Annotated in this window: 11 protein-coding genes and 4 pseudogenes; 8 read left to right on the top strand and 7 right to left on the bottom strand. The window is 70.3% G+C overall.

Annotation, left to right across the window (positions count from 1 at the left end; all coding sequences use genetic code 11):
• Positions 1 to 109 precede the first annotated feature (109 nt).
• Positions 110 to 280 (bottom strand): annotated as a pseudogene (locus tag RH94_RS46725) (IS3 family transposase); the annotation flags it as partial.
• Positions 281 to 294: 14 nt separating this feature from the next.
• Between RH94_RS46725 and RH94_RS20070 the strand changes: the two are divergent.
• The 3 genes and pseudogenes from RH94_RS20070 to RH94_RS20060 all read left to right on the top strand — a co-directional run.
• Positions 295 to 1,065 (top strand): transposase, encoded by a 771-nt coding sequence (locus tag RH94_RS20070; protein WP_073948902.1) that lies wholly within the window; start codon positions 295 to 297, stop codon positions 1,063 to 1,065.
• Positions 1,066 to 1,071: 6 nt separating this feature from the next.
• Positions 1,072 to 1,268: pseudogene (locus RH94_RS43975) on the top strand (IS30 family transposase); the annotation flags it as partial.
• A 284-nt stretch (positions 1,269 to 1,552) separates the two neighbouring features.
• Positions 1,553 to 1,834: pseudogene (locus RH94_RS20060) on the top strand (IS630 family transposase); the annotation flags it as partial.
• Here RH94_RS20060 and RH94_RS20055 read toward each other — a convergent pair.
• Complete coding sequence (locus RH94_RS20055; protein ID WP_234425900.1) at positions 1,834 to 3,264, bottom strand: eCIS core domain-containing protein; 1,431 nt, start codon at positions 3,262 to 3,264, stop codon at positions 1,834 to 1,836. The pseudogene RH94_RS20060 and the gene RH94_RS20055 sit on opposite strands and share 1 nt — an antisense overlap.
• 1,572 nt (positions 3,265 to 4,836) lie before the next feature.
• Here RH94_RS20055 and RH94_RS20050 point away from each other — a divergent pair.
• The gene (locus RH94_RS20050) at positions 4,837 to 6,237 is read left to right on the top strand and encodes an alkaline phosphatase PhoX (protein WP_073948900.1); all 1,401 of its coding nucleotides are present in this window, start codon (positions 4,837 to 4,839) and stop codon (positions 6,235 to 6,237) included.
• Between the two features lie 253 nt (positions 6,238 to 6,490).
• Here the strand turns inward: RH94_RS20050 and RH94_RS20045 are convergent, their stop codons facing one another.
• From RH94_RS20045 to RH94_RS20035, 3 genes are all read right to left on the bottom strand, one after another.
• Positions 6,491 to 9,499 carry a family 16 glycoside hydrolase gene (locus tag RH94_RS20045; RefSeq protein WP_073948899.1) on the bottom strand — a complete coding sequence of 1,003 codons (3,009 nt, stop codon included), beginning with the start codon at positions 9,497 to 9,499 and terminating at the stop codon, positions 6,491 to 6,493.
• Between the two features lie 363 nt (positions 9,500 to 9,862).
• Entirely contained in the window at positions 9,863 to 11,509 is a 1,647-nt protein-coding gene (locus tag RH94_RS20040) for a hypothetical protein (protein WP_073948898.1), read from the bottom strand.
• Positions 11,510 to 11,561: 52 nt separating this feature from the next.
• Positions 11,562 to 17,099, bottom strand: coding sequence for a hypothetical protein (locus RH94_RS20035; protein WP_073948897.1), 5,538 nt, complete (start codon positions 17,097 to 17,099; stop codon positions 11,562 to 11,564).
• A gap of 214 nt (positions 17,100 to 17,313) precedes the next feature.
• On the opposite strand from RH94_RS20035, the pseudogene RH94_RS20030 reads away from it, so the two are divergent.
• The 4 genes and pseudogenes from RH94_RS20030 to RH94_RS20015 all read left to right on the top strand — a co-directional run.
• A pseudogene (locus tag RH94_RS20030) lies at positions 17,314 to 17,670 on the top strand (TetR/AcrR family transcriptional regulator C-terminal domain-containing protein); the annotation flags it as partial.
• A gap of 467 nt (positions 17,671 to 18,137) precedes the next feature.
• On the top strand, positions 18,138 to 18,941 hold the full coding sequence (locus RH94_RS20025) for an alpha/beta fold hydrolase (RefSeq protein WP_073948923.1): 804 nt from the start codon (positions 18,138 to 18,140) through the stop codon (positions 18,939 to 18,941).
• Entirely contained in the window at positions 18,941 to 20,272 is a 1,332-nt protein-coding gene (locus RH94_RS20020) for a PP2C family protein-serine/threonine phosphatase (protein ID WP_073948896.1), read from the top strand. The genes RH94_RS20025 and RH94_RS20020 overlap by 1 nt, the downstream gene beginning before the upstream one ends.
• Positions 20,269 to 20,604 carry an STAS domain-containing protein gene (locus RH94_RS20015; RefSeq protein ID WP_073948895.1) on the top strand — a complete coding sequence of 112 codons (336 nt, stop codon included), beginning with the start codon at positions 20,269 to 20,271 and terminating at the stop codon, positions 20,602 to 20,604. Before RH94_RS20020 ends, RH94_RS20015 begins: the two co-directional genes overlap by 4 nt.
• Positions 20,605 to 20,641: 37 nt before the next feature.
• On the opposite strand, the gene RH94_RS20010 is transcribed toward RH94_RS20015, so the two are convergent.
• Both RH94_RS20010 and RH94_RS20005 read right to left on the bottom strand, forming a co-directional pair.
• Positions 20,642 to 20,938: an antibiotic biosynthesis monooxygenase gene (locus RH94_RS20010; protein WP_073948894.1), complete on the bottom strand. Its 297-nt coding sequence runs from the start codon at positions 20,936 to 20,938 to the stop codon at positions 20,642 to 20,644.
• A gap of 48 nt (positions 20,939 to 20,986) precedes the next feature.
• Positions 20,987 to 21,220, bottom strand: a complete 234-nt coding sequence (locus RH94_RS20005) for a hypothetical protein (protein WP_073948893.1) — start codon at positions 21,218 to 21,220, stop codon at positions 20,987 to 20,989.
• Positions 21,221 to 21,244: the final 24 nt, after the last annotated feature.

Below are 21,244 nucleotides of genomic sequence, written 5' to 3'. Positions count from 1 at the left end.
TGATTGTGCCTCTTGAATCTGGCATGGTGCGTCAATGGCCACTTGGCGATTGATCCGCCCCGACTCGAATGGGTCTGTCCCGAGTTGCGTGGAGTCGAGGTAGCTGATTTCAGCCTACAGGTGTTGTACGCAGTTCGTACTCCACCGGGCTGGGCATCTTCAAGGCGGAATTCCTACGCTGACGGTTGTGGAAGATCTCCAAGTACTCGAACAGGGCCGTGGACAACCCCAGCCGGGTGCGCCATCGTCGGCGGTTGAGCAGTTCCACTTGGACCCGGGCCCAGAAGGATTCCGTTGACCTGGGCCATCGAGGACGGCCGTGGCTTCGCTCGCGGCCTGGCCGATGGACTGCTGCTGGCCGGCCACGAAGTGGTCTGGGTCCCCACCCGGCTGATGACCGCTCACCACAAGCTGCACGCCGCCACCGGCTCCAAGTCCGACCCCGACGACGCCACCGCGGTCGCGCGTGCCGCCATCGCCACCGCTCGACCACACCCCGGTGACCTCACCCGTACTCCCGGCCTCGCCTCACTGACGACGCTCCTGGACACCTCGCGGACAAGCCCTCACGTCCACCGCGTACTGGCCGAGACGCTCGGCGAGATAGACGGTCTGAACCGGCGGATCCGCGACCTTGAGGCCACGATCAAAGAGCTTGTCAGCCCTCTGGCGCCCGCGCTGCTGGAGATCACCGGGATCAGCCATGTCTCCGCGGCGGTCCTCCTCGCCGAGATCGGCGACATCACCCGCTTCGCCAGCTCGGCCAAGCTCGCTCGCTACACCGGATGCGCTCCGATCCCCGTCTACTCCTCCGACAGGGAACGCCACCGACTGCACCGCGGCGGCAACCGCCGGCTGAACAGCCTGCTCTACACCACAGCGATCGTCCAGCAGCGGTTCCACCCCGGCGCGCGGGAGCTACTGGCCCGCCACACGCCGACGAAGGACGTCCGAGGAGCTCGACGCGTACTCAAACGCCATCTGATCGATGTCATCCATCGCGCGATGGTCCAAGACCGAGCCTCCCGGCAACACCACATCACGCAGCATGAGCTCGTTGCTTGACGTAGAAGCGTCAACGGCCTGCTGCGGCAGTACTTCCCCAAGGGCACGGACCTGTCCCGATGGGAGGCCGACGAACTCGAGGCCGTTGCACTCGCACTCACTACAACAGGCTCCGCAAGAAACTCGGTTGGAAGACACCCGCCGAAGCCTTGAACGAGCATCTGCTACCGGTCCAGGAAGCCGGTGTTGCGACGACCGATTGAATCCGGGGCTATGGACTTCAAGAATCAAGAACGGCTTGTGGCCCGACATCCACATGACCCCTTCCGGGGGCGTTCAGAGCCACCTCCCTCTCTGTCAGCCTTGGGTGAGACGTCCCGCTTCGCCGGGTTAGCCTGAGAGGGCACGACAGGAGAACCACCCCCTCATGACCAGCAGCAAGTCCGCTGGATCCGACCCGGCTCCCCGGCTGAAGCGCCGCACTTTCAGCCCCGAGTACAAGCTGCGGATCGTGGCCGAGTACGACGCCGCCCCGCAGAACGAGAAGGGCGCGGTCCTGCGGCGCGAGCGGCTGCGGCAGATCCTGCACGACAACGGGATCTCCTTCCAGCGCACTCGCACCTGGAAGGAGTCCAGCGACCCGGACAAGGACGCCAAACTCGATCGCATCGAGCACGTGACCAGCCACTTCCTGGACCGGTGCTTTGCGTTCGACCAGTTCGGCCCGCTGTCCATCCGTCCCTGCCACGGGTCCGGCTGGGCACGGAAGAAGAAGCCGGACCGGCTGCCGGCCACCTATCACCGCATCCACGGCATCCGGTACTTCCACTAGCGGTGGACGACGCCCTTGGTGGGACCGCCGGTGTATCTCGCCTTCACCATGGCTTCCGCCTCCTCCACGGACTTTCCTGCGGCCTTGAGTTCCTTGGCGTACTGCGCCTTGAGCAGGGAGCTGCCCTCGGCCGCCGAGTTGACGCTCCACGGCGTCCGGCACGCGTAGATCAGCAAGGACTCGTAGCGGGCCAGCTTCGGTGTCCGTTCGATGATGGTGGCCAGCGCGGGGGTGTCGGCGGCGCGCGCGCCAGCGTGCTCCTCCGCCACGTTACCGGCCCAGTGGTAGTCCAGCAGGACGGCCACGTCACAGTGCTCGACCAGCGAGATCACGCGGTCGATCTGCTGTTTGAGTTCGAACGCGGAGTGGGGTTGCACGTATTCGCCCGGCGCGGACGTGGTGAGCTTGATGTCGGACGTGTCCAGCGCACCCGGCAGGGATTTCCAGTCCTCCACGGTGCCCACCGTACGGTCCAGGCTCTGCTCTTCCCGTACGGCGAACGCGTACTTCCGCGCCGTGTCGATGGTGATCGGATGACGGTCTTCGTAGCCGTGGGAGAACCACGAGAGCATCTTGGGGTAGGAGGGGGACTGACCGCGGCGCTTGAGCAGAGCGATGGTCCCTCGGCCCATGCCCTCGATATCGAAGGCCACCGTTTCGAGAAGGGGGAGCTCCGGCTTCGGGTCCTGAGCCTCCCACTTGGCAGCGGCGGCTGCGACAGTGTCCTGGGCCTCCTCCGGGTACCGATCCCGCGCCTGCTGCTCTTGCCGGGCCATGTGCTCTGCCAGGGACTCCGGGGTCACCTCGGCGGCTTTGAGCAGGTCCACAGCCTCCTGCACGCTCAAGGTCCTGACGAGCTTGTGTCGTTCCTTCGCCAGAGCGCCGAGCGTCTGCCACACAAAAGTCTTCTGCTCGGACGTCAAGCGGGCGCCCGGGCCGGCCCACGCCTGCCAGAACGGCGGGTCGGTGAGTTTCACCCGCTGAACCGTGCCGGTTCCGGCCGGCGCCGGTGCGTGATGGTGCGGCGAGGCCGGTACGCGCTGGACGTCCGGTGCGCCGTGCCCGAGTCTCGTCGCGGTGCTCTCGGCGTCGCGTTCCAGGGCGTCCTCGGGGTGGCTGACGCCGGAGGGGACCCCACCGGCCCGCTGCTGCCGGACGTGCTGGAGTTCATGGCGCACGGTGTGGGCGTCCATGTCTGCGGCGCTGCGGAAGACGATGTGGTTGGTCTTCGTGGTGTAGGCCTTGGCACCCACCGCCTCGGCGGAGCCGCGGTCGACGTGCACGCGCACGTCACTGAAATCCTCACCGCCGAACGCCTGCTCCATGGCGTGCTGGACGTCCGCCCGCAGGGGGCTGCCCGCTGCCCGGGTCACGGCCTCGACCTTGGTCATCGCCGACTGCTCGTCGGCCGCCTGGTCGGCCACCATCCTGGCCACGGCGGCATTGCCGAGGGTCCGTTGCAGCTCCTGCAACGCGGCGGGCCGCAGTGGCCGCCGGGGTGAGGGGGCCGGCGCCGGACGCGCGTTTCCGGCTGGTTTGGCCATACGCTGGGCGGATCCGGCGGAGTTCGTCTGTTCCGGTTGCCTGTGGGTGTGCATGGTCCCCTCTTCGTCATCCGAGACGTCATCCCTGCTTACCCGCGGTCCGCCCCCGGGTACAAGGTGCGGGCAGGACGTTGCCAGGGCAAGCCAGTTGCCCTCGGACGAGCGAGGTACCCTGTGCCGTGGTTCGCCCAGCTGCCCGACCTGACGCCGGTTCGCTTCGGAGTACGACACGGAGGCTGGAACGACGTGTCGTCCATCTCATCGCTGTGGTCCACACTGGAGCGCCGGCTACTCCCGGTCTTCGCGGACTACAGGTCGCGGCTCGCCGTCACGGGCGTGCCAGACGCCGAGGCCATGATGATCAGCGCCCGGCGCACCCGCACCGACTCATGCCGGCCCCGCCGAACAATCTGCTGCAGCCGCTGACCCTCGTGATCAGTCAACCGCCGTGCCCTGACCGGCTCTGCCATCCACGACCTCACCCTCGACGGCGATCACGTCGCCACCAACGATGAGGCCCCCACCCCCACACCGCCAGCACCCGCCAGGCCGAACCCCCACCCGGCGAACGTTCGTGGACAACGCACCAGCCCTGTCCGGAACATCCACCCTGGGTCCAGATGACGTTGCGGCACCGAGGCCGAACGCCGTTGACCGTCCTCACGGAATGTGTGCCTGATCCGGTTCTGGCCCACTTTCCGTGGAGGGCTGACTGAGTGTGACGTCGGCGGTGTGTGGTGGGGTGGCCGAACTCTGTCGTTGACCTGCTGGGAAACCGCCGTGCTGCCCGGAACGGCTTGTGGCCCGAGAACCACACGGACTGTACGCCGCTGCCCGGGGCCTGGCCAGACACTCACATGTCGCCGGCCCAGGGAGACGCAGGCCCGTCTTGACCTGGTCGGTGAGGGCTGATTGCCCGCGGACGTGGAGGAGCTGGGGCGCGTCACGGATGAGCCGGCGGCCAGGGCGGAGACCGAGCGGGAGCAGGCCCTTCGGGCGATCGACGGGCCGCCGCGTCGACGGCAGCGGGAGCAGTCGTTGGAGTGTCGGCCACTGCCTCGTACACATGGTTCGGGCGTGAGCGTGCGAGTGAGGGTGAACGCGGCGCCGCGTTGAACCGCGCACGGTCCGCCGGGCAACGTGGACCGGGACAGCGGTACGCCTTGTGACCTGTTCCCCATGACGCGTCATGAGAAGTATGGGATGCGCGTCACGGGCGATGTCCTGACGCTGAAATGGCACTCGTGCTGAGGGCGGGTCAGCCTCATTGCTCCGCCGACCAGGTGGCCCGACGGCTACAGGGAGCGGGCCCGCGGTGTCGGCCGTGCCACCGAGCCGCGCGCCCGCGCCCCGGCCGGGCTGCTGACCGTGCCGCACGCGTGGTTCCCGAGGCCGGTGTCGGGTGGTAGACACGGCGGGGTCACAGTTCCTGTCCGCCAGCAGGAAGGCTGCCCCATGCCCGAAACCAGGTCCGACGGCACGCCCGGTAACAGCCGTTGGGCGAATCGACGCCAAGTACTCGCCCGCTCCGGCGCCGTGGGGGTGGGCATCGCGTTCACCGGAGTGCTCTCGGAGCTCTTCGCGGGTACGGCGAGCGCGCTCGGCCGCTCCGGCCACGGCCCCCTCGTTCCCGATCCGAACGGCCTGCTCGACCTGCCGAAAGGTTTCCGCTACCGGGTGCTCTCCCGCGAGGGCGACCAACTCCGCTCCGGGGAGGGGGCCGTTCCCAGCAACCACGACGGCATGTCCGCCTTCGCGGGCAGAGGCGGCCGCGTGCACCTCGTACGCAACCACGAGAACCGTCCTACGGCGCGGATTGCCGTCCCGGCCGTCAAGGGCATCACCTACGACCCCGCCGGCAAGGGCGGGTGCACGGCCCTGACCCTGGACGGCCGCGGCAGCGTCGTGTCCGAGCGGGTCGCGATCGCCGGTACGGCCGTCAACTGCGCGGGTGGGCCGACCCCTTGGGACACCTGGCTGACCTGCGAGGAGACCGAGGAGAAAGCCGGCACCAGCGGCTACACCAAGGACCACGGCTTCGTCTTCGAGGTCGATCCGGTCGATCCCCACCGCACCGGGGCCGTACCGCTCACCGCCATGGGCCGCTTCCAGCACGAAGCGATCGCGATCGACCCCCGGCGGGGCGTCGTCTACGAGACCGAGGACGCCTTCCAGCGGCCCTTCGGTCTCTTCTACCGGTTCCTGCCCAACAAGCCGCTCGGCGGCATCGGTTCGCTGCGCGCGGGCGGCCGACTGCAGGCGATGCGCGTCCCCGGCCTACCGGACCTCTCCTCCATCCAGGAGACGGGCGCCTCCTTCGACGGTGTCGAGTGGGTGGACGTCCCCGACCCGCTCGCCGTCCAGACCCCCATCCGGCTGCAGGACTTCGGGCCGAAGGGCATCACGCACGCCCAGAAGCTGGAGGGCTGCTACTGGGGCGGGATGTGCGTGTACTTCGTGTCCTCCTTCGCGCACAGGGCGGAGGGCTCCGCCGCGGACCACTTCGGGCAGGTCTGGCGCTACGACCCCACAAGACGCCGCCTCACGCTCGTTGTCGTCTTCGGTCCGGACACGGACGTACAACTGCCCGGCGAGTCGCCGGACAACATCTGCCTCGCCCCTGGCGGCGGTCTCATGGTCTGCGAGGACGGCGACGGCGCGCAGCACGTGTTCGGCGTGACCCGCCGCGGCGAGGTGTACGCCATGGCCCGCAACCGCCAGAACACCGGCACGCCCGAGGCTCCGGAGTGGGGCGAGTTCGCGGGCGTCACGTTCGCACCGGACGGAAGGACGATGTACGTCAACTGCTACAGCCCCGGCACGACCTTCGCGGTGACAGGACCGTTCCACCGGTAGTACCGCCTGGGCGGGCGCGGGCGCGGGCACGGGCGCGGACGAGACGGACGGCCTCTGTCTCATCCCGTACCGGTGAAGCCCGGTTCCGGCGACGGACAGGGCGGACCGGCCGTGACTCGGCACGCACCCCGGGGGTGTTGACCACGAGCGGTGTGACACCCACTGGTCCCGATCAGGGCGACGACCTCCGATGTCCATGTCCGGACGCCGGGTCCGGGCGCAGAGGGACTCTTCGCCCGGACCCGGTCGAGGGTCATGTCAGTGGTGCTATCCGGATGTTGCGGAACCTGACTTTGTTCCCGTGGTCCTGCAACCGGATCGCTCCCGCGGCGGGGCCTTCCGCTCTGCCCGACGCGGTCGGTCCGTCGAGGGCCACGTCGTCGTGGACCTTCTTGCCGTTCCACACCACCGTGACGCGGGCGTCGGCGGTCTTACGGCCGTCGTCGTCGTAGCGAGCCGAGTGGAAGACGATGTCATAGGTCTGCCAGGTCCCGGGCGCTGTCGCCGCGTTCGTGTCGGGCGCCCGTTTCAGGTAGATCGCCCCGGCCTCGTCGGCGGCCGGCGAGGTGTCACCGTAGGAGTCGAGGATCTGGAGCTCGTAGCGGTCCTGGAGGAAGATGCCGCTGTTTCCGCGGTCCTGTCCGGTGACATCGGGGGGAAGCAGTGGGACGCGGAACTCCACATGCAGAGTGAAGTCCTGGTACGCGTCCGTGGTGCGGATGTCCCCGCAGCACACCTCCATCGACTTCTCGTCGGTGAGGGGCCACTGCGGGCGTCTCCCGTCCGTGTGCTGCCACTGGGTCTGCGAGGCGGCCGTCCCGTCGAAGAGGGTGATCCGGGCCTTGTGCGGATGGACGGTGATCAGGTCGAGGTTGACATGTCCGGTGTCGCCGGGGTCGTACCGGTAGGCGATCGTGTTGTGTCCGGCACGCAGCACCAGCTTCTCGGTCCGTGTCGACCAGGAGTCCCAGTCGCCCGTGGAGGCGAGCTTCGTCTGCCGCACCTTCTTCCCGTTGGCGTACAGGGAAAGGGTCTTGGTGCCCCGGAACGGGTTCGGCCCGTTGGCATAGCGCAGGTTGACGTCGTAGGCGCCGGCCTTCGGGACCGTCACGTCGAAGGTCGTGGCGACCTTGCCCTCGGTGGCGTAACGGTCGACGAAACCGCTGCCGGAATAGCCCACGTGGTCGGTGTTGATGCCGGCGGTGCCGGTGAGGCGTGCCTCTTCGGCCTCGTACCGTGTGGCGGGGGGCGGCTGCTTGCCGGGCATCCGATTGAGGGTGTACCAGGCTTCGGTGCTCCACAGCGGTTCACCGGAGGCCGAGGTGAAGGGACGCGGGGAACGGACGTGGACCACGCGGCCCGGCTTCAGACCGTCCAGCCGGAGCTTGACGGTACGGCCGTCCTTCGAAAGCGTCGCCGAACGCACGGGAAGCGGTTCCTCGGCGATCTTCCGGCCTCCGTAGTCCGCGGTCGGCGTGTAACGCCACTGCTCGGCACGGTAGTGAGCGGCGAGCTGTTCGGCGGTGGCGGCGGAGACGGGCTGGGTGTAGGTCAGGTCGAAACCACCGGGCACGGCACGCATCGACTGAATGTCGAAGGTGTTCTTGCCGTTCGGTGCCAGCTTCTGCAGGCCGAACCTGAGTTTGCCCTCCTGGCCCCAGTTGCCGTCGGCGCCCAGGCCGCCGACGTAGATCGCGCCGTCGGGGCCCAGGGTGATGCGGTTGACGCCGGCTTCGAGCCCCTGGGTGTAGCGGAAGACGGCTCCCTGGTACTGGCCCTCCACCTTCTCCAGACAGGCGCGCTGCAGGCCGCCGTAGGTGACGTCGCCCAGCAGCATCTGGCCGGCGAAGCCGCCCTTCTTCAGGTACAGCGGAGTGGAGGGCGAGTTGGCGATCTCGTTCTGCGGCAGCCACAGCACCGGCTCGGTGACGGGGGAGTTGTCGAAGGGGCCCGACGGCTCGGTGTAATGGTTGAAGAAGCGGTCCTGTTTGATCTGCACGAGCTTCGACGCGGGAAGCCATCCGCCCTGGTTGTCGGTGGCGAAGATGCCGCCGCCGGGGCCCCAGCCGATGCCGTTGGGGGTCCGCAGACCGCCTGCGACCGGACTGATGCTCCCCGTCTTCCTGCTGACCTTGTACGTGACTCCGCGGCCGGGCGCGGGCTGCGGAGTGGTGGTCGCGCCGCCGAGGTTGATGGCGACGGAGAGGTTCACGTAGAAGTAGCCGTCCCGGTAGAGCAGACCGAAGGCGAACTCGTGGAAGTTCCGGCCGTACGGCCAGGTGGCGACCGTGCGGTACTCGTCGGTCACCTCGTCGCCGTCCTTGTCGACCAACCGGGTCAGCTCGTGCTTCTGCGAGACGTACAGCGAACCGTCCACGTACTTGATGCCCATGGGCTCGCGGAGTCCGCTCGCCACCTTCTTCACAGTGACCTTGTCCCGGCTCGTCCGGCCGGTCACGTGGTCCAGCAGGTACACCTCTCCGGCAACGTTGTCGCTGCCGCCCCACGTACTGATCGCGAGACGTCCGTCGGGCAGCCAGTCCATGCCGCTGACCTGCGGCTCGAAGCCCTCCGGGCGCAGGTCGGTGAGGGTCAGGTCGGGGCGTACGGAGGTCAGGGGCAGGCCGTCGCCGGGGGAGTCGCCGCTCGCCTCGCACTCCTTGCGGCCTGGTGAGGTGACCCGGACGACACCGGCGTCGGTGCTCAGTGCCTCGCGGGGCACGACCGTGAAGCCGCTTTCACCCGGCGGTTTCCAGGCCAGCCGGAGTTGCTGCTCGCCGTCCCGCTCGAAGTGGTCGATGCGCAACGGATGCAGCCCGGCGGCGAGATGAACCGTGCCGTCCTTCGGCTCGCTCCCGTGCAGCCCGTCGTGATCGATCACCGTGTCGCCGTCGATGGCCAGCCGTGAACCGTCGTCACTGGTGAGACGGAACGAATAGGAGCCGTCGCGCGGCACGTTCAGGTAACCGGACGTCTCGGTGACGAAGTTGTCGGCGAACCCGCCGAAGTCGGCGGCCGTGGACCAGTCGACGGTCGGCATCAGTTTGTCGTGGTTGGGGGTCTGGCCCGGTTTCAGGGTGCACAGCTTGCTCAGCGGCGTCTGCACGTCGAACACACGGAGCGTGACTCCCGGCTCCTGAGGGGGGACGTCCGCGGGAGCGGCGGAAGCCGACGGAGCGGAACACAGGCCGCCGGCCAGGACGCCCCCGACCAACAGGGGGATGAAGTGTCTTCGGGCGCGCGGAAACAGACGATGGGACATTGGTCCTCCACGAACTGGGGACCGGACCGTGCCGGATATCGCTCCGGTCTGCTGCGGTGGCGCTGCACTTGCGCCGCCAAGGTAGAAGACTTCCGCTTGACATGTCCATACTTTGTCATCGGAGAGTTCAAAGTCCGGGGCCGTACACGGTCGTGGCTGGGCTGTCTCGACTCGTGCGAGTGTCTGAGGGACCACTCGGCCATTGCCGGAGGCAGCGTCCAAGGTGCGGCGCATGTCCGCCTCATCGACCTGGCTCGACGCCGAGACACCCCTGTCGCCGGTGTCCCCCTTCAACGCGCCAGGGGAGGGGTCTGCCAATCGAGTGTGGTGTGACTCTCGCCGACCTCGCGCTCGGCCACGTTCTCACTGCTCAACGACGTCCGGGAGAGCGAGCGGGACACCTCGGGTGCCAGGAGCGGGCGGCCGCGGGCCGGGCAGGGTGAGGGGACGCGGGCGGGCCGCATCGATGCCGTCGAGACGGGCGAGCGCCCTGCACACCTCGTCGACATCCTGCCGGCCGAGGCACTGGTGGTGGGCCAGATGGTTGCGGGCTTTGTGCAGAGCCTCGCACAGCGACGCGAGCAGATCGGTGGGGGAGCCGGAGAAGAGCTTCATGAGAAAGCTCAGTTCGGAGAGCTCCATCAGGGACGCGGAGGAGGGCACGCGGTAGTCCTTTCCCTGGCCACGCAGCCGATGGCGGGCGCGGTCGCGCAGGCCCTGCACACTCATCCGGTTCAGCCGTAGATAGGCGTCCTGCAGCTGGCTACGGCCCGAGGCCAGCAGCGGGTAGATGACGCGCAGTTGCGCCCGCCATACCGCGGTGCGCAGGTCTTCGGTCAGCCGGTGTTCCGCCGGGCCGCCGCCAGAGGAGCGCAACCGGTCGGTGATCCGGACGTGCAGCCGCCCCTCCCAGGCTTCGACGGCGCCGTCGGCCCAGGCGTCCCGGAGGCTCTGCCCGGGAGCGGGGGTGACAGGTTCGAGGTGGCAGTCGGCGGCCGGGGCGCCCACAGGACCTTCCGGAGGACAGCACAGAGCGTCCCGTATCGACTTGACCACGGCCCCGTCGCTCTCCCAGACGCCCAGATCGGGAACGGCGAGCAGGGCGGGCAGCAGGGAGAGGTCCGGGCCGGCCAGTTCGGCCGCGGCTTCTCTGCGCAGCTGTGTCCGCACGGCGCGGGTGTAGGCCTCTTCAGCCGGTGAGACCGGTGGGGCGGACGGGATCGCCTGCTTGTCGCTGGTCGCCTGCATGCCGCTGGTCGGCGGCCCGTCGCTGCCGGTGGCGTCGCGCTCGGCCGGGAGCGCGAGGGAGGGCCGGGCCGCCTCGGTGTGAGCGGCGGCGGTCAGACCGTCGAGCCGTCCCAGGACGCCCCACCACCAGTGGATCCGCGCCGTGTCCGCATCCGAACGGGCGGGGAGGTCCGCGGGAATGTCCCGGTACCGAGCGGCGAGCAGCAGGCGCGGGGTGCACTCGGCAGGCGGCGGCTCCGCCCGCACCTGATGGGTGAGCCGCTGGTACAACGCCACCAGGCCGTCGAGATCGGGTTCGAGCCAGGAGCGCGCGCTGACGAACCAGCGGGCTCCCGTCCGGCCCCCGGTGAGCAGCGTCTCCAGTACGCGCTCCAGGGGGTCCTCGTCCTCCGCCGGCACCCGTGCCTCCAGGGCGTGCTGGAGACGTGCGCCGAACGACGGGACCGCAGCGAGGTCACGGGAGCCGCCCGGAGCGGGCGGGCCCCAGATGCTGCGGCGCGGTGGGCGGTTCCCGGCCCGCGGCCCGGGGACCGCCGTCTCCGTGAGCTCGGCGTGCACGTTCTCGACGCGGGCGCCGGCCGTGCCGGCGACCACCTCGGCGAAGAGCCGGTCCGCGGTGCCGTTCTCGACCAGATGGTCGGGAAAGATCCACAGGCAGCTGCGACCGTGGTGCAGGTCACGGGCGACGGCGCCCATGTGATCCCGGACACCGGGCAGCCCGGCCGTCAGCGGATGGACGGCGGTCGCACCGTGCCCCGGCACCGCCGTCCGTGCGTCTTCCGGATCCGCGGGCGCCGCACGCGGATCCGGCGCGTCACCCTGCGGCATCACCGGCGCCCGTGGTGTGCAGGGTGTGAAGTGCCGTGCAGACGGCGGAGTCCAGCAGGAGCCCTCCGTCCTTGACCGTGTCGAGGACCTGCAGGGCGCTCAGTTCTCGCTGCAGGCGCTCGGCGGCCTCCAACGGAGGGCCCTCCTCGGGGGTGATGCGTTCGGCGAGGAGCTCGGCGACGTCCGTCAGCGGCAGTCCCTCGCTCCGGTCGTCGAGGGAGGCGTACTCGACCCAGTCGCGCAGGACCTCCACCTGGCGTTCGGTGAAACCGACGGCTTCGATGAAGGCCCGGGCCAGCAGCGGATCCGTCAGACGGTCGCGTCCCCAAGCGCAGGCGTCGGTCCGCTGCATGGAGTGCGAGGCCGCCCGAGCGACCACGTCCTCCACCAACTCCGGCCAGCCTCCGGTGGCGGCGATGAGCCGGTTGCGCTGATCGGGCGTGTCGTAGACGCATTCGGGCCATGCCCGCAGTGACTCGATCGTCCAGCGCTCCATGCGCACCACCTGGTCGCTCTCGGAACACAGGTCGTCCTGACGGTTGGAACGCAGCAGGACGGACCGCAGCCGTTCGGCCAGCTCACGCCGCGCGAGGCGGGCCTCCACCTCGGCGCACTCGGCTTCGTCGGCGCCGAGCAGGTCGACCACCAGCAGGGACGGCTTGCGGGTCTCCGCACCCGGAGCGGAGTTACGGGTGATCCACTCGCCCAGCTCGTCGGGCCGCACGCATTCCACGTGAGCGGTACTGTCATGCGCCCGCTCTTCGGCGGTGCCGCGGCGGGTCCTGATCTCGCTGACCTGGTCGGCCGCGAGTTTGGCACGCAGGGCGTCGACCAGCCGGGCGCTGCCGAGCGCCGGGCTGCCGAACACGGTGACGGGGCCCGTGCCCTGGGTCAGTACGGCGATCCGGCCGTCGGTGAGCGGGCTGAACCGGCGCAACCCGTCGGTTTCCAGCTCCAGCGTGCGCCGGGCCTGGAGCGGGTTGTACTCGTAGGGGGCGTCGAACTCGGCGGTCTTGAGCTCACGCTCGATGTCGTCCACGGTCCACAGCAGGTTCACCATGTTCGGGCTGCGCATGGTGTAGCCGCGGCCTTCGGGCCCCTCCGGGGACTCGACCAGGATGCCGAGGCCCACCATTTCCCGGAGGTAGCCGGCCGTCACCTGCTCGGTGTGCTCGGGGAACCCCGGCTCCCACACGGCGGCGGCCTCGTCGTGGATGGTCCGGGCCGAGTAGGTGGCTGCGTAGCTGTCCTGGATGGCCATCCGGGCGGTCACCAGGCTGAGCACCCGGTAACGGTCCTCCAGGTTGACGGTGATCCGCAGCTTGTCGCGCAGTCCGTCCAGGACGGCCCGAGCGGTGATCACCTGTTCCACGTCCTCCTCGGTGATGAGCACGGGCGGGTGTGACTCGGTGCGCTCCAGCCGCTGGCGCAGCGTGGTGACGAGCGTGCGGCACACGAGCTGGATCAGCGGCGGGTAGTAGTTGGTCGCCGCCAGCAGTCGCCAGACGAGGTTGCGCTCCTCCTCCGACGGCCCGAAGACGAAGCCGAGCGCAGCGAGCGGCTCGACGACCAGGGACCGCGCGGAGTCCGGATCGAGGGGGCCGATGAGCACGTCCACGCCGCCCTGCACGGTGGGGGTGTTGGACATGGTGCCGAACCGCTGCACCTGGTGCAGGCCGGCGAAGACCGGCTTGAACCGGCCGGCCGTGTCGTCGCGGAGTTGACGCAGCGCGCGCAGCACCACGAAGTCGGAGGTGCCGCCGCGGGTGGCCACCTTGTTGGAGTCCGCCGTCAGGAAGGGATCGGCCTCGTCCGCCAGCAGCAGCACCCGGCGCACGCTGTTGGCGTCGAGCCAGTTCTTGACGGAACGGGCGATGACCTCTGGCCCGGCGTTGCGACCGAGGCGGGAGGTCTCGCGGGCGAAGCCGGGATGCCGGGCGAGCGCCGTGCGCAGCTGCTGCCAGATACGGTCGGGCCCCTGGGACTCGCCGATGCCCAGGCCCCGCAGGTCCATGTAGACGGCGATCTCGTGCTCCCTGCCCTGCCACTCCGCCTCGATCCGGCGCAGCAGGGCGGACTTGCCCAGCTGTCGGCCTCCGTACAGGAACATCCCGCCGCGGGGGTCGAGGACGGTCGCCTCCTCCGCGGTACGCCCGTAGAACATCTCCCGGGGGACGACCCCGGCGTCCTGGTAGGGGTTGGTGCGGTTCCAGGGCAGGGTGACGCGCTGAAAACGCTGGAAGGAGCCGTATGCCCGTGCGGCCATCCAGCCGATGACGGCGTGGTCGACGACGAGCGTGGGCGTGACGTGCTGGGCCAGCGCGCCGGCGAACCGGAAGCGCTGGGCCAGTGTGAAGGTCTGGGGACAGAGCAGCAGGGTGGGCCTGAGCTGGTCCTGTCCGGTGAGCAGGTCGGCGGGGCTCTGACCGGTGAGGGGCCGGGTGGCGAGCAGGACTTGGAACACGCCTCCCGATCCGGAGCCGAATTCCGGCACGTGGGAGGCGACCCGGTTCATGTCGCAGGAGACCTCGTAGCGCAGGACTCCCTGGAGCCCGCTGGCGCCCTGGTCGGCGCGTACGCTGTGCGCGTTCAGGCCCAGCAGCCGCAGCACGCTCTTGAGGTCGGTGCTGCGCTGCCGGGTGGCCCCGGACCGCCGGTCGTGGATTCTCTCCCAGGCCTCCAGGGCGACCTCGGCCTCCGCGCTCTGGCGGTCACGCCGGGACGCGCGCCGTGCCAGGTAGCGCGCGTCCGCGTTCTCCTTGGCCATGCGGGAGGTGTCCGTGTTGAGCAGGTTGACGAAGCCGCGCAGATCCTCGGCGACCAGGTCGCGTTCCTGCGGGAGCCGGTTCTTCTGCTCCGCCTCGGTGATCAGCTCCGAGGCTGTCGCCCAGTCCTTGCGTTCCAGCAGCCGGCGGACCCGCTGCTTGTCCTCCTTGCCCAGCCGGGTCCTGTCCAGCCGGTCCTCCAGCGCGGCCTGGTGGGCCTTGATCCGTTCCACCGACGGCCGGCGCAGTTCGTCCGCCTGGCGCAGCAGTGCGCCGTAGTCGACGGCGGTTCCGGAGGCCCTCAGCGCCTGGTGCCGACTGGACAGCGCGTCCAGGCTGGCGCGGATCCGCTCGTCGTCGGCGTGGGTGAGGTTCTGCCGTCGCGCGGTCTCGAAGTCCGCGATCGCGATCTCGATCCGGTGGCCGAGCTTCTTGCTCCACAGGACGCACTGCTCCTGGAGGCGGTCCGTGAGTTCCGGGGGGAACGGGTCCTGCGGGCCCAGCAACGCCGGCTCGGCGTCGAGCAGTTTCCGCGCCAGGTCCAGGCGCCCGTCGGCGGCGTACGCTTCGAACGCTTCCTCCGCGGAGGGCGGACCGTCCAGCAGCCGTACGACCGCCGGGTACGCCGCGGGGTCCGCGTGCGCCGGTACGCCGTCCGCGTTCCTGGGCAGTTCGGGTGCGAGGAGCAGCCAGGAGACGTCCGGCTCGGTGGTGCACCGGCTGCCGTCCCCTGCCGGGCGTACGGGCTCCTGGCCACCGCTGTCGTGCGAAGGGTGCTGGATCCAGGCGGCCAGCAGTCCGACGGCCGCCTCCTCGACGCAGAGGGGTTCCCGCGTCGCGATCTGCCCCGCGAGCCGGAACAGGTCGGTGTGCGGGGTGGTCCGCGACGGCTGCGAGGCCGCCGCCTCGATCTCGGTGACTGCGGCACGCAGCAGCGCGGCGACCTCCCGCACCGAGTCCTGCAGCGCGACCAGCGCCTTCGCCTCGATCGGCTTACGGGCCTGGCTGCTGGACCGGTAGCGCCGGTCGGTTTCCTCGATGACGCTGTCGACCTGCCGGGGCTTGGCCAGTCCCGCGGCGGCCTTCCTGATGGCTTCGACGCATTCCGCGCCGTCGTCCAGCGCGCCCCAGTCCACCACCGCCCGGACGCCGGTGCCGAGCACCGTCTTCTGGTCGAGCAGGTGGTGCAACACATTGGTGGCGCGGGGGTAGGGGGTGCTCCGTACGGCGAAGTCCTCGATCAGCGCCTGCGCCCGTTCGCCCAGCTCCGCGCGTCTGGCCAGAACGGAGTCCGCCCCGCCGGGTTCCTCCGTCGTGAGGAGCGGACGACCGCTGCCCAACGCCTCGCACGCCTTGTGCACGAACTGCTGCCACGGCTCGTCGAGCGCGACCCGCTGCAGCAGGTCGCGGCGCAGGTCGGTGCCCCACCCCTGGGCGAGGGAGCACCTCAGGTGGGCGACGAGCGCGGTCGCGCACGCCGGGCCGTCGGGGAGGACCAGGTCTCCGTCGTCGGTGCTGGTCAGCTGCGCTTCGAAGACAGACTGCACCTGCCACGGCTCCTGCTCCGCCGTGAAGGCCGCCGCCAGATAGGCCAGGGTCTGCGCCCGCCCCTCCGGCTCGTCGGAACAGTGGGTCAGCCAGTACGCCCTGTCGAGTTGCCCTGCCCGGACCAGTCGTGTCATCCGGTCTTCCCGCCACGGGCGGCGGTCGTGCTCGGGCTCCTCCCCGGCCGCTTTCCCCTCCGTCGTGTCCGCGTCCGCCGCTCCTCCGGTTCTGCGCTTGCGCAGGAGGGCGTTACGGGGCCGGCGCGGGGCATCGTCCGGGCCGCCCTCCGCCGTGCGGCCGATGGGAAGAGGATCGGGCTCCGGGGCGGGCGCGGGCACCGGCGCCGGGACAGGGAACGGGCTGGAACCCGGCCCGCCCTGTCCCGCACCGGTGACCGGGACGGAAGCGAACGAGCTCGAGATCTTCGGGGCACTCGTGAGCTCGGACGGCACCCCGCTGAGGACGTAACTGCCGCTCACGTGCGTGGGCAGGGCCGCCGGAGTTCTGCGCTGGCCTTCCTTCGGCCGGGTTTCGCCGCCGGGGCGGGAGGGTGCGCCGCCCTCCACGGGGCGCGCGGTCCCCGCAGCTGGTGCGTCCTCCCCGGCGTGCGGGACTTCCTCCGCGACACCGGAGGACTTCCCGGGCTCTTCCTCCGCCGGCCGGGTACCGCCGCCGGATCCGTCGGTGCCCGCGTCCTGCGTCCCAGGAGGCTCCGGCAGCGCCGCACTCGCGCAGTCCCGGTCCGCGGGATCCAGGTCCGAGAGAGCCTCCAAGCGGGCGAGATCCGCGCGCAACTCCGCGATCAACGTGCTCAGTACGATGCGGCTCCGGTCGAACCTGGCCTCTTCGAGCTGTGCCGTGAGATCGGCGATCTCCGCACGGATGGCTTCCGCTTCGGCATCCACGCGACGGCCGAGGGCCGCGTCCAGCCCGGCGAGGGACCCCGCGGCGGAGCCGGCCGGGAGTGCCGGACCGCCCAGAGCCGCGATGGCTTGATCCAGTTCACGGAATCCCGCGCGGAACGCCTGCAGGGCTTCGTCCACCCGCTGGTCGGGCATCGTGCCGGCCCGGACGACGGCGGCGGTTCGCTCCAGGAGCCCGGCCAGTTCGCCCGCGTCGGCCGTGAGCCGGGTGAGTCGGCGCTGCAGTTCCTCGAGTCCGTCCAGGGTTTGTACGGACTCCTTCTCCACGCCGTCCCCGGTGTGCCGGTCCATTGCCGTACCCCCCGCCTCCCGGCCGACGGGCAGTCCGTGAAGCCGGGTTCCCCTGTGCTCGCCCACGCCGACATCCGCCCGTGATGCGTGCGCCGCAGGTTACCCAACAGCCGTGCCATTCGCCAGGAATCTGCACATGTCCTGCTCCGGGCCCGAAGCGGGGCTCAGTACTCCAGCCGTAGATCGTGATCTTGCTGGTGGGTGTGACTGGGCGTCGCGCTCCCGGCCCGGCCCGGCGACCCTGCGCCACCACGACGCCGTCATCGGGGCGCTGCGCGCCGGAGGGTTCTCCGTCGCGATGGCCGCGCACGCCTTCTCACTGATCGACAGCTATCTGTACGGCTTCGTGCTCCAGGAGCTGAACCTGCCGTTCAGCGGCGCGGAGGAGGTGGACGAGGTCGCGGGCGCCATCCTGCGCGAGATGCCGGCCGACGCCTGCCCCCACCTCGCCGAGCTGGCCACCGAACACGTCCTCAAACCCGGCTACGACTACGCCGACGAGTTCGCCTTCGGCCTCACCCTCGTCCTCGACGCCCTGAGTCCGGACGGGACCGCGCGCGCCTGGGCCTGACGGGAGGGCCGGAACGGGAGACGCGGTGCGCACGTGTCGGGCGACGTGATCGTCGTGCAGCGCGTACGAGTCCCGGCCGCTGCGGTGTTCCAGGCCCATGCACCGTTCCGCGATCAGGTGGTGACCGTTGGGCTGCGGGAGGGTGGTGCCGACGTAGCGCACTTCTGCGCCGTCCCTGACCTGCGAACGCTGCCCGTGTGGAGTTGCCGGAGCAGGCATCGGTGCCGGGCCGGCCGGAACCGGGATTCCGGCCGGCGGGCGCTCGCGAAGGATGTGGGCCGGCACGTACACCGAGGTCCGCTGTGGCCTTGATCCGGTAGGTGAGGAGTGACCGCTCGCGAGTGAGCCGTGACGCGCGGCGGACGTCCTCGGGGCCGTGCCCGGAGGACGAACGCGGGCCGGCCGTGCGGCCGTGCCCGGTGACCCGCCTTCTCGAACTGTTCGGGCCGGGTGGGAGGATGGCCGGCATGGATGTCCGCCGGAGGAACAATGTGACGGTCACCGGTCCAGCCGACGCGCCGGTGCTGGTATTGGCACATGGCTTCGGCTGTGACCAGAACATGTGGCGCCTGGTCGTGCCGGCACTGGCCGAGCGGTACCGGGTGGTGCTGTTCGACTACGTCGGCTCCGGCGGTTCGGACCTGTCCGCCTGGAGCCAGGAGCGGTACTCCTCGCTCGACGGATACGCCCAGGACGTGACCGAGGTCTGCGAGGCGCTGGACCTCGAGCGGGCGGTGTTCGTGGGGCACTCGGTCAGCGCCATGACCGGGGTGCTGGCAGCGCGGGCCGCACCGGAGCGGATCGGCGCGCTGGTGATGGTGGCCCCCTCGCCCCGCTACATCGACGACGAGGGCTACCGCGGGGGTTTCACCGCGGAGGACATCGACGAGCTGCTGGCCTCCTTGGAGGCGAACTACCTGGGCTGGTCGTCCGCCATGGCACCGTTGATCATGGGCAATCCGGACCGGCCCGAACTGGGGAAGGAACTGACCAACAGCTTCTGCGCCACCGACCCCGACATCGCCCGCGTCTTCGCCCGCACCACCTTCCTGTCCGACAGCCGGGACGACCTGAAGGACGTGACCGTGCCGACCCTGGTGCTGGAGTGCGCCCAGGACGTCATCGCGCCCCGTGAGGTCGGCGCCCACGTCCACGCCGCGATCCCCTCCTCCCACCTGGTCACCCTCGACGCCACCGGGCACTGCCCCCAGCTCAGCGCCCCGGAAGCCACCGCGCAGGCGATCCTCGGCTTCCTTGAGAGCAGGCTGTGATGTGCCGCACGGGCGGCGTGCCCGAGCCGTCCGGGACGGGTGACGAGGCGGCCATGGACGCGGCCTTCACCGCCCTGCTGGAGGACAGCGCCGAAGAGCTGTACGAGTCGGCGCCCTGCGGGTACCTGTCGACCCTGATGGACGGCACCATCGCCAGGATCAACGCCACACTGCTGAACTGGCTGGGCCTGAAGCGCGAGGCCGTGGTGGGGCACAGGCACTTCGTCGACCTGCTGACCGTCGGCGGCAAGCTGTACCACGAGACACACTTCGCGCCACTGCTGCGCATGCAGGGCGAACTGCGCGGCATCGCCCTGGAGATGAAGACCTCACACGGCGGCCGACTGCCGGTGCTGGTCTCCTCCGTGATCAAGCACGGCAGCGAAGGCGAGCCCCTGCTGATTCGCACCACCGTCTTCGACGCCTCCGACCGGCGCGCCTACGAGGAGGAGCTCCTGCGCCGCCGCCAGGACGCCGAACGGGCACATGCCGAGGCCGAACGGGCACGCGCGGAGGCGGAGCAGGCCCGCAGGCAGGCCGAGACCGACCGGGAGCGGCTGGCCGACGCGCTCGCCGTTCTGCAGAAGTCCCTCCTGCCCGACAGCCTGCCGGCCCTGCCCGGGCTGGAGACGGCCGTCTACTACCACACGGCCTCCCCCGACCAGCTCGGCGGCGACTTCTACGACCTGTTCCCCATCGACGGCGACCGGTGGGCCTTCTTCCTCGGCGACGTGTGCGGCAAAGGCCCCCAGGCCGCCGCCCTCACCTCGCTGACCCGCTACACGCTGCGCGCCGCCGCCCATCACGACCCCGAACCCGACGCCGCGCTGAGCACGCTGAACGCCGTCCTGCACGAGCGGTACACGGCCGGCGGCGACCCCCGTTACTGCACCTGCCTCTTCGGCATCCTGGAACCCGGCACCGACGGCCGCACAACGGTCCGCCTCGGCTCCGGGGGCCATCCCCCGGCACTCCTCCTGCGGGCCGACGGCCGGGCCGAGTTCCTGCCCACCCCGGGGGGTCTGCTGGTCGGCGTCCTGCCCACCGCTCCCTTCGCGACCGCCACGACCGCCCTGGCCCCCGGCGACACCCTCCTGCTCTACACCGACGGCCTCACCGAGGCCCGCACCGGTCCGGCCCGCGACGACCTGTACGGCGAAGAGGCGCTGCTCGCCTTCGCCGCCGCCCACGCCCCCGCCGCCCCCCACGCGGTGATCACCGCGCTGACCGAACTGCTGGAAGGCTTCGGCGACGGCCCCGACGACGACACCGCCCTGCTCGCCCTCGGCGTCCCCGCTCCTGCCGACCCGGCAACGAATGACCCACGATGACCCCGCTGAACATCACCCACAGCGACACCGCCGCCGGACCCGTCCTCCACGTGACCGGCGAACTCGACCACGCCCGGGCCACAGCCCTGCGGCAGCGGACCGAGCGGCTTGCCCTGCGGCCGGGCCAGTGCCTGACCCTCGATCTGTCCGGTCTGGAGTTCTGCGACTCCACCGGCATCACCGCCCTGCTCGCCGCACGCCAGCACGCCCTCGCCGCCCACGCCGACATCGTCCTGGCCGCCGTCCCTCCCGCCCTCCTGCGCGTCCTCACCATCGTCGGCCTCGACCAGGTCTTCACCCTGCGCCCCAGCGGGAAACCGCCCGTCGCCTGACCCGCCCGCCGGCTGCTCGCCCGGCCCGCCCGAGGCGCTACCGCTGGGGGACGGCGAGCTCACGGCCGCGGTAGAAACCCTCCCGCTCCTCGACGACGTACGGGGCCATGGCCGCACGCCGCTGCGCCTCCGGCCCGGAGCCCCGCCACGCGTCGCACGCCTCCCGGGAGGCCCAGAACGACACCCCGGTGACCTCCTGCCCGTCGTCGGACCAGTACGCGTAGGAACGGAGCAGGCCCTGCGGGTAGGGAGCCGGGCGCCACGCCCTCTCGAACTCCTCCAGCGCGCCCGGCCGAAGACGGCGTGTCGTCACCCAGACGAAGTGCTCCTCCATCACAGCCTCCTCCGCAAGCCGGTTCGACCAGTACCGCGGTCCGACGTGTCAGGCGTGGTCGACCAGTTGGGCGTGGCCCTTCTGCCGCGCGCAGTGGGCGCAGCAGAAGAACTGTCCGTCCGCCTGCAGCCCGTGGCCCAGGATCCGGCAGCTGCAGTTGTCGCAGATCGGAGCCAGACGCTGGGCCGCGCACTCCAGGCTGTCGAAGACGTGCGTCTCCCCGGCGGCCCGCACTTCGAAGGCCATCTCGTAGTCGTTGCCGCAGACTTCGCACGTCGTCATGGGCCCTTCCTCCGTTCGCGTCTC

It is taken from the genome of Streptomyces kebangsaanensis (genome assembly GCF_001906585.1).
Taxonomy (GTDB): Bacteria; Actinomycetota; Actinomycetes; order Streptomycetales; family Streptomycetaceae; genus Streptomyces; species Streptomyces kebangsaanensis.
The sequence above is the reverse complement of the archived record's forward strand: the minus strand, read 5'-3'. Positions and strand labels throughout refer to the sequence as shown.

Excerpts from the sequence above, each read along its gene's own strand:
- RH94_RS20055 (WP_234425900.1), bottom strand. The coding sequence starts at position 3,264 with ATGGTGGCCGACCAGGCGGCCGACGAGCAGTCGGCGATGACCAAGGTC.
- RH94_RS20050 (WP_073948900.1), top strand. The coding sequence starts at position 4,837 with ATGCCCGAAACCAGGTCCGACGGCACGCCCGGTAACAGCCGTTGGGCG.
- RH94_RS20045 (WP_073948899.1), bottom strand. The coding sequence starts at position 9,499 with ATGTCCCATCGTCTGTTTCCGCGCGCCCGAAGACACTTCATCCCCCTG.
- RH94_RS20035 (WP_073948897.1), bottom strand. The coding sequence starts at position 17,099 with ATGGACCGGCACACCGGGGACGGCGTGGAGAAGGAGTCCGTACAAACC.
- RH94_RS20025 (WP_073948923.1), top strand. The coding sequence starts at position 18,138 with ATGGATGTCCGCCGGAGGAACAATGTGACGGTCACCGGTCCAGCCGAC.
- RH94_RS20020 (WP_073948896.1), top strand. The coding sequence starts at position 18,941 with ATGTGCCGCACGGGCGGCGTGCCCGAGCCGTCCGGGACGGGTGACGAG.
- RH94_RS20015 (WP_073948895.1), top strand. The coding sequence starts at position 20,269 with ATGACCCCGCTGAACATCACCCACAGCGACACCGCCGCCGGACCCGTC.
- RH94_RS20010 (WP_073948894.1), bottom strand. The coding sequence starts at position 20,938 with ATGGAGGAGCACTTCGTCTGGGTGACGACACGCCGTCTTCGGCCGGGC.
- RH94_RS20005 (WP_073948893.1), bottom strand. The coding sequence starts at position 21,220 with ATGACGACGTGCGAAGTCTGCGGCAACGACTACGAGATGGCCTTCGAA.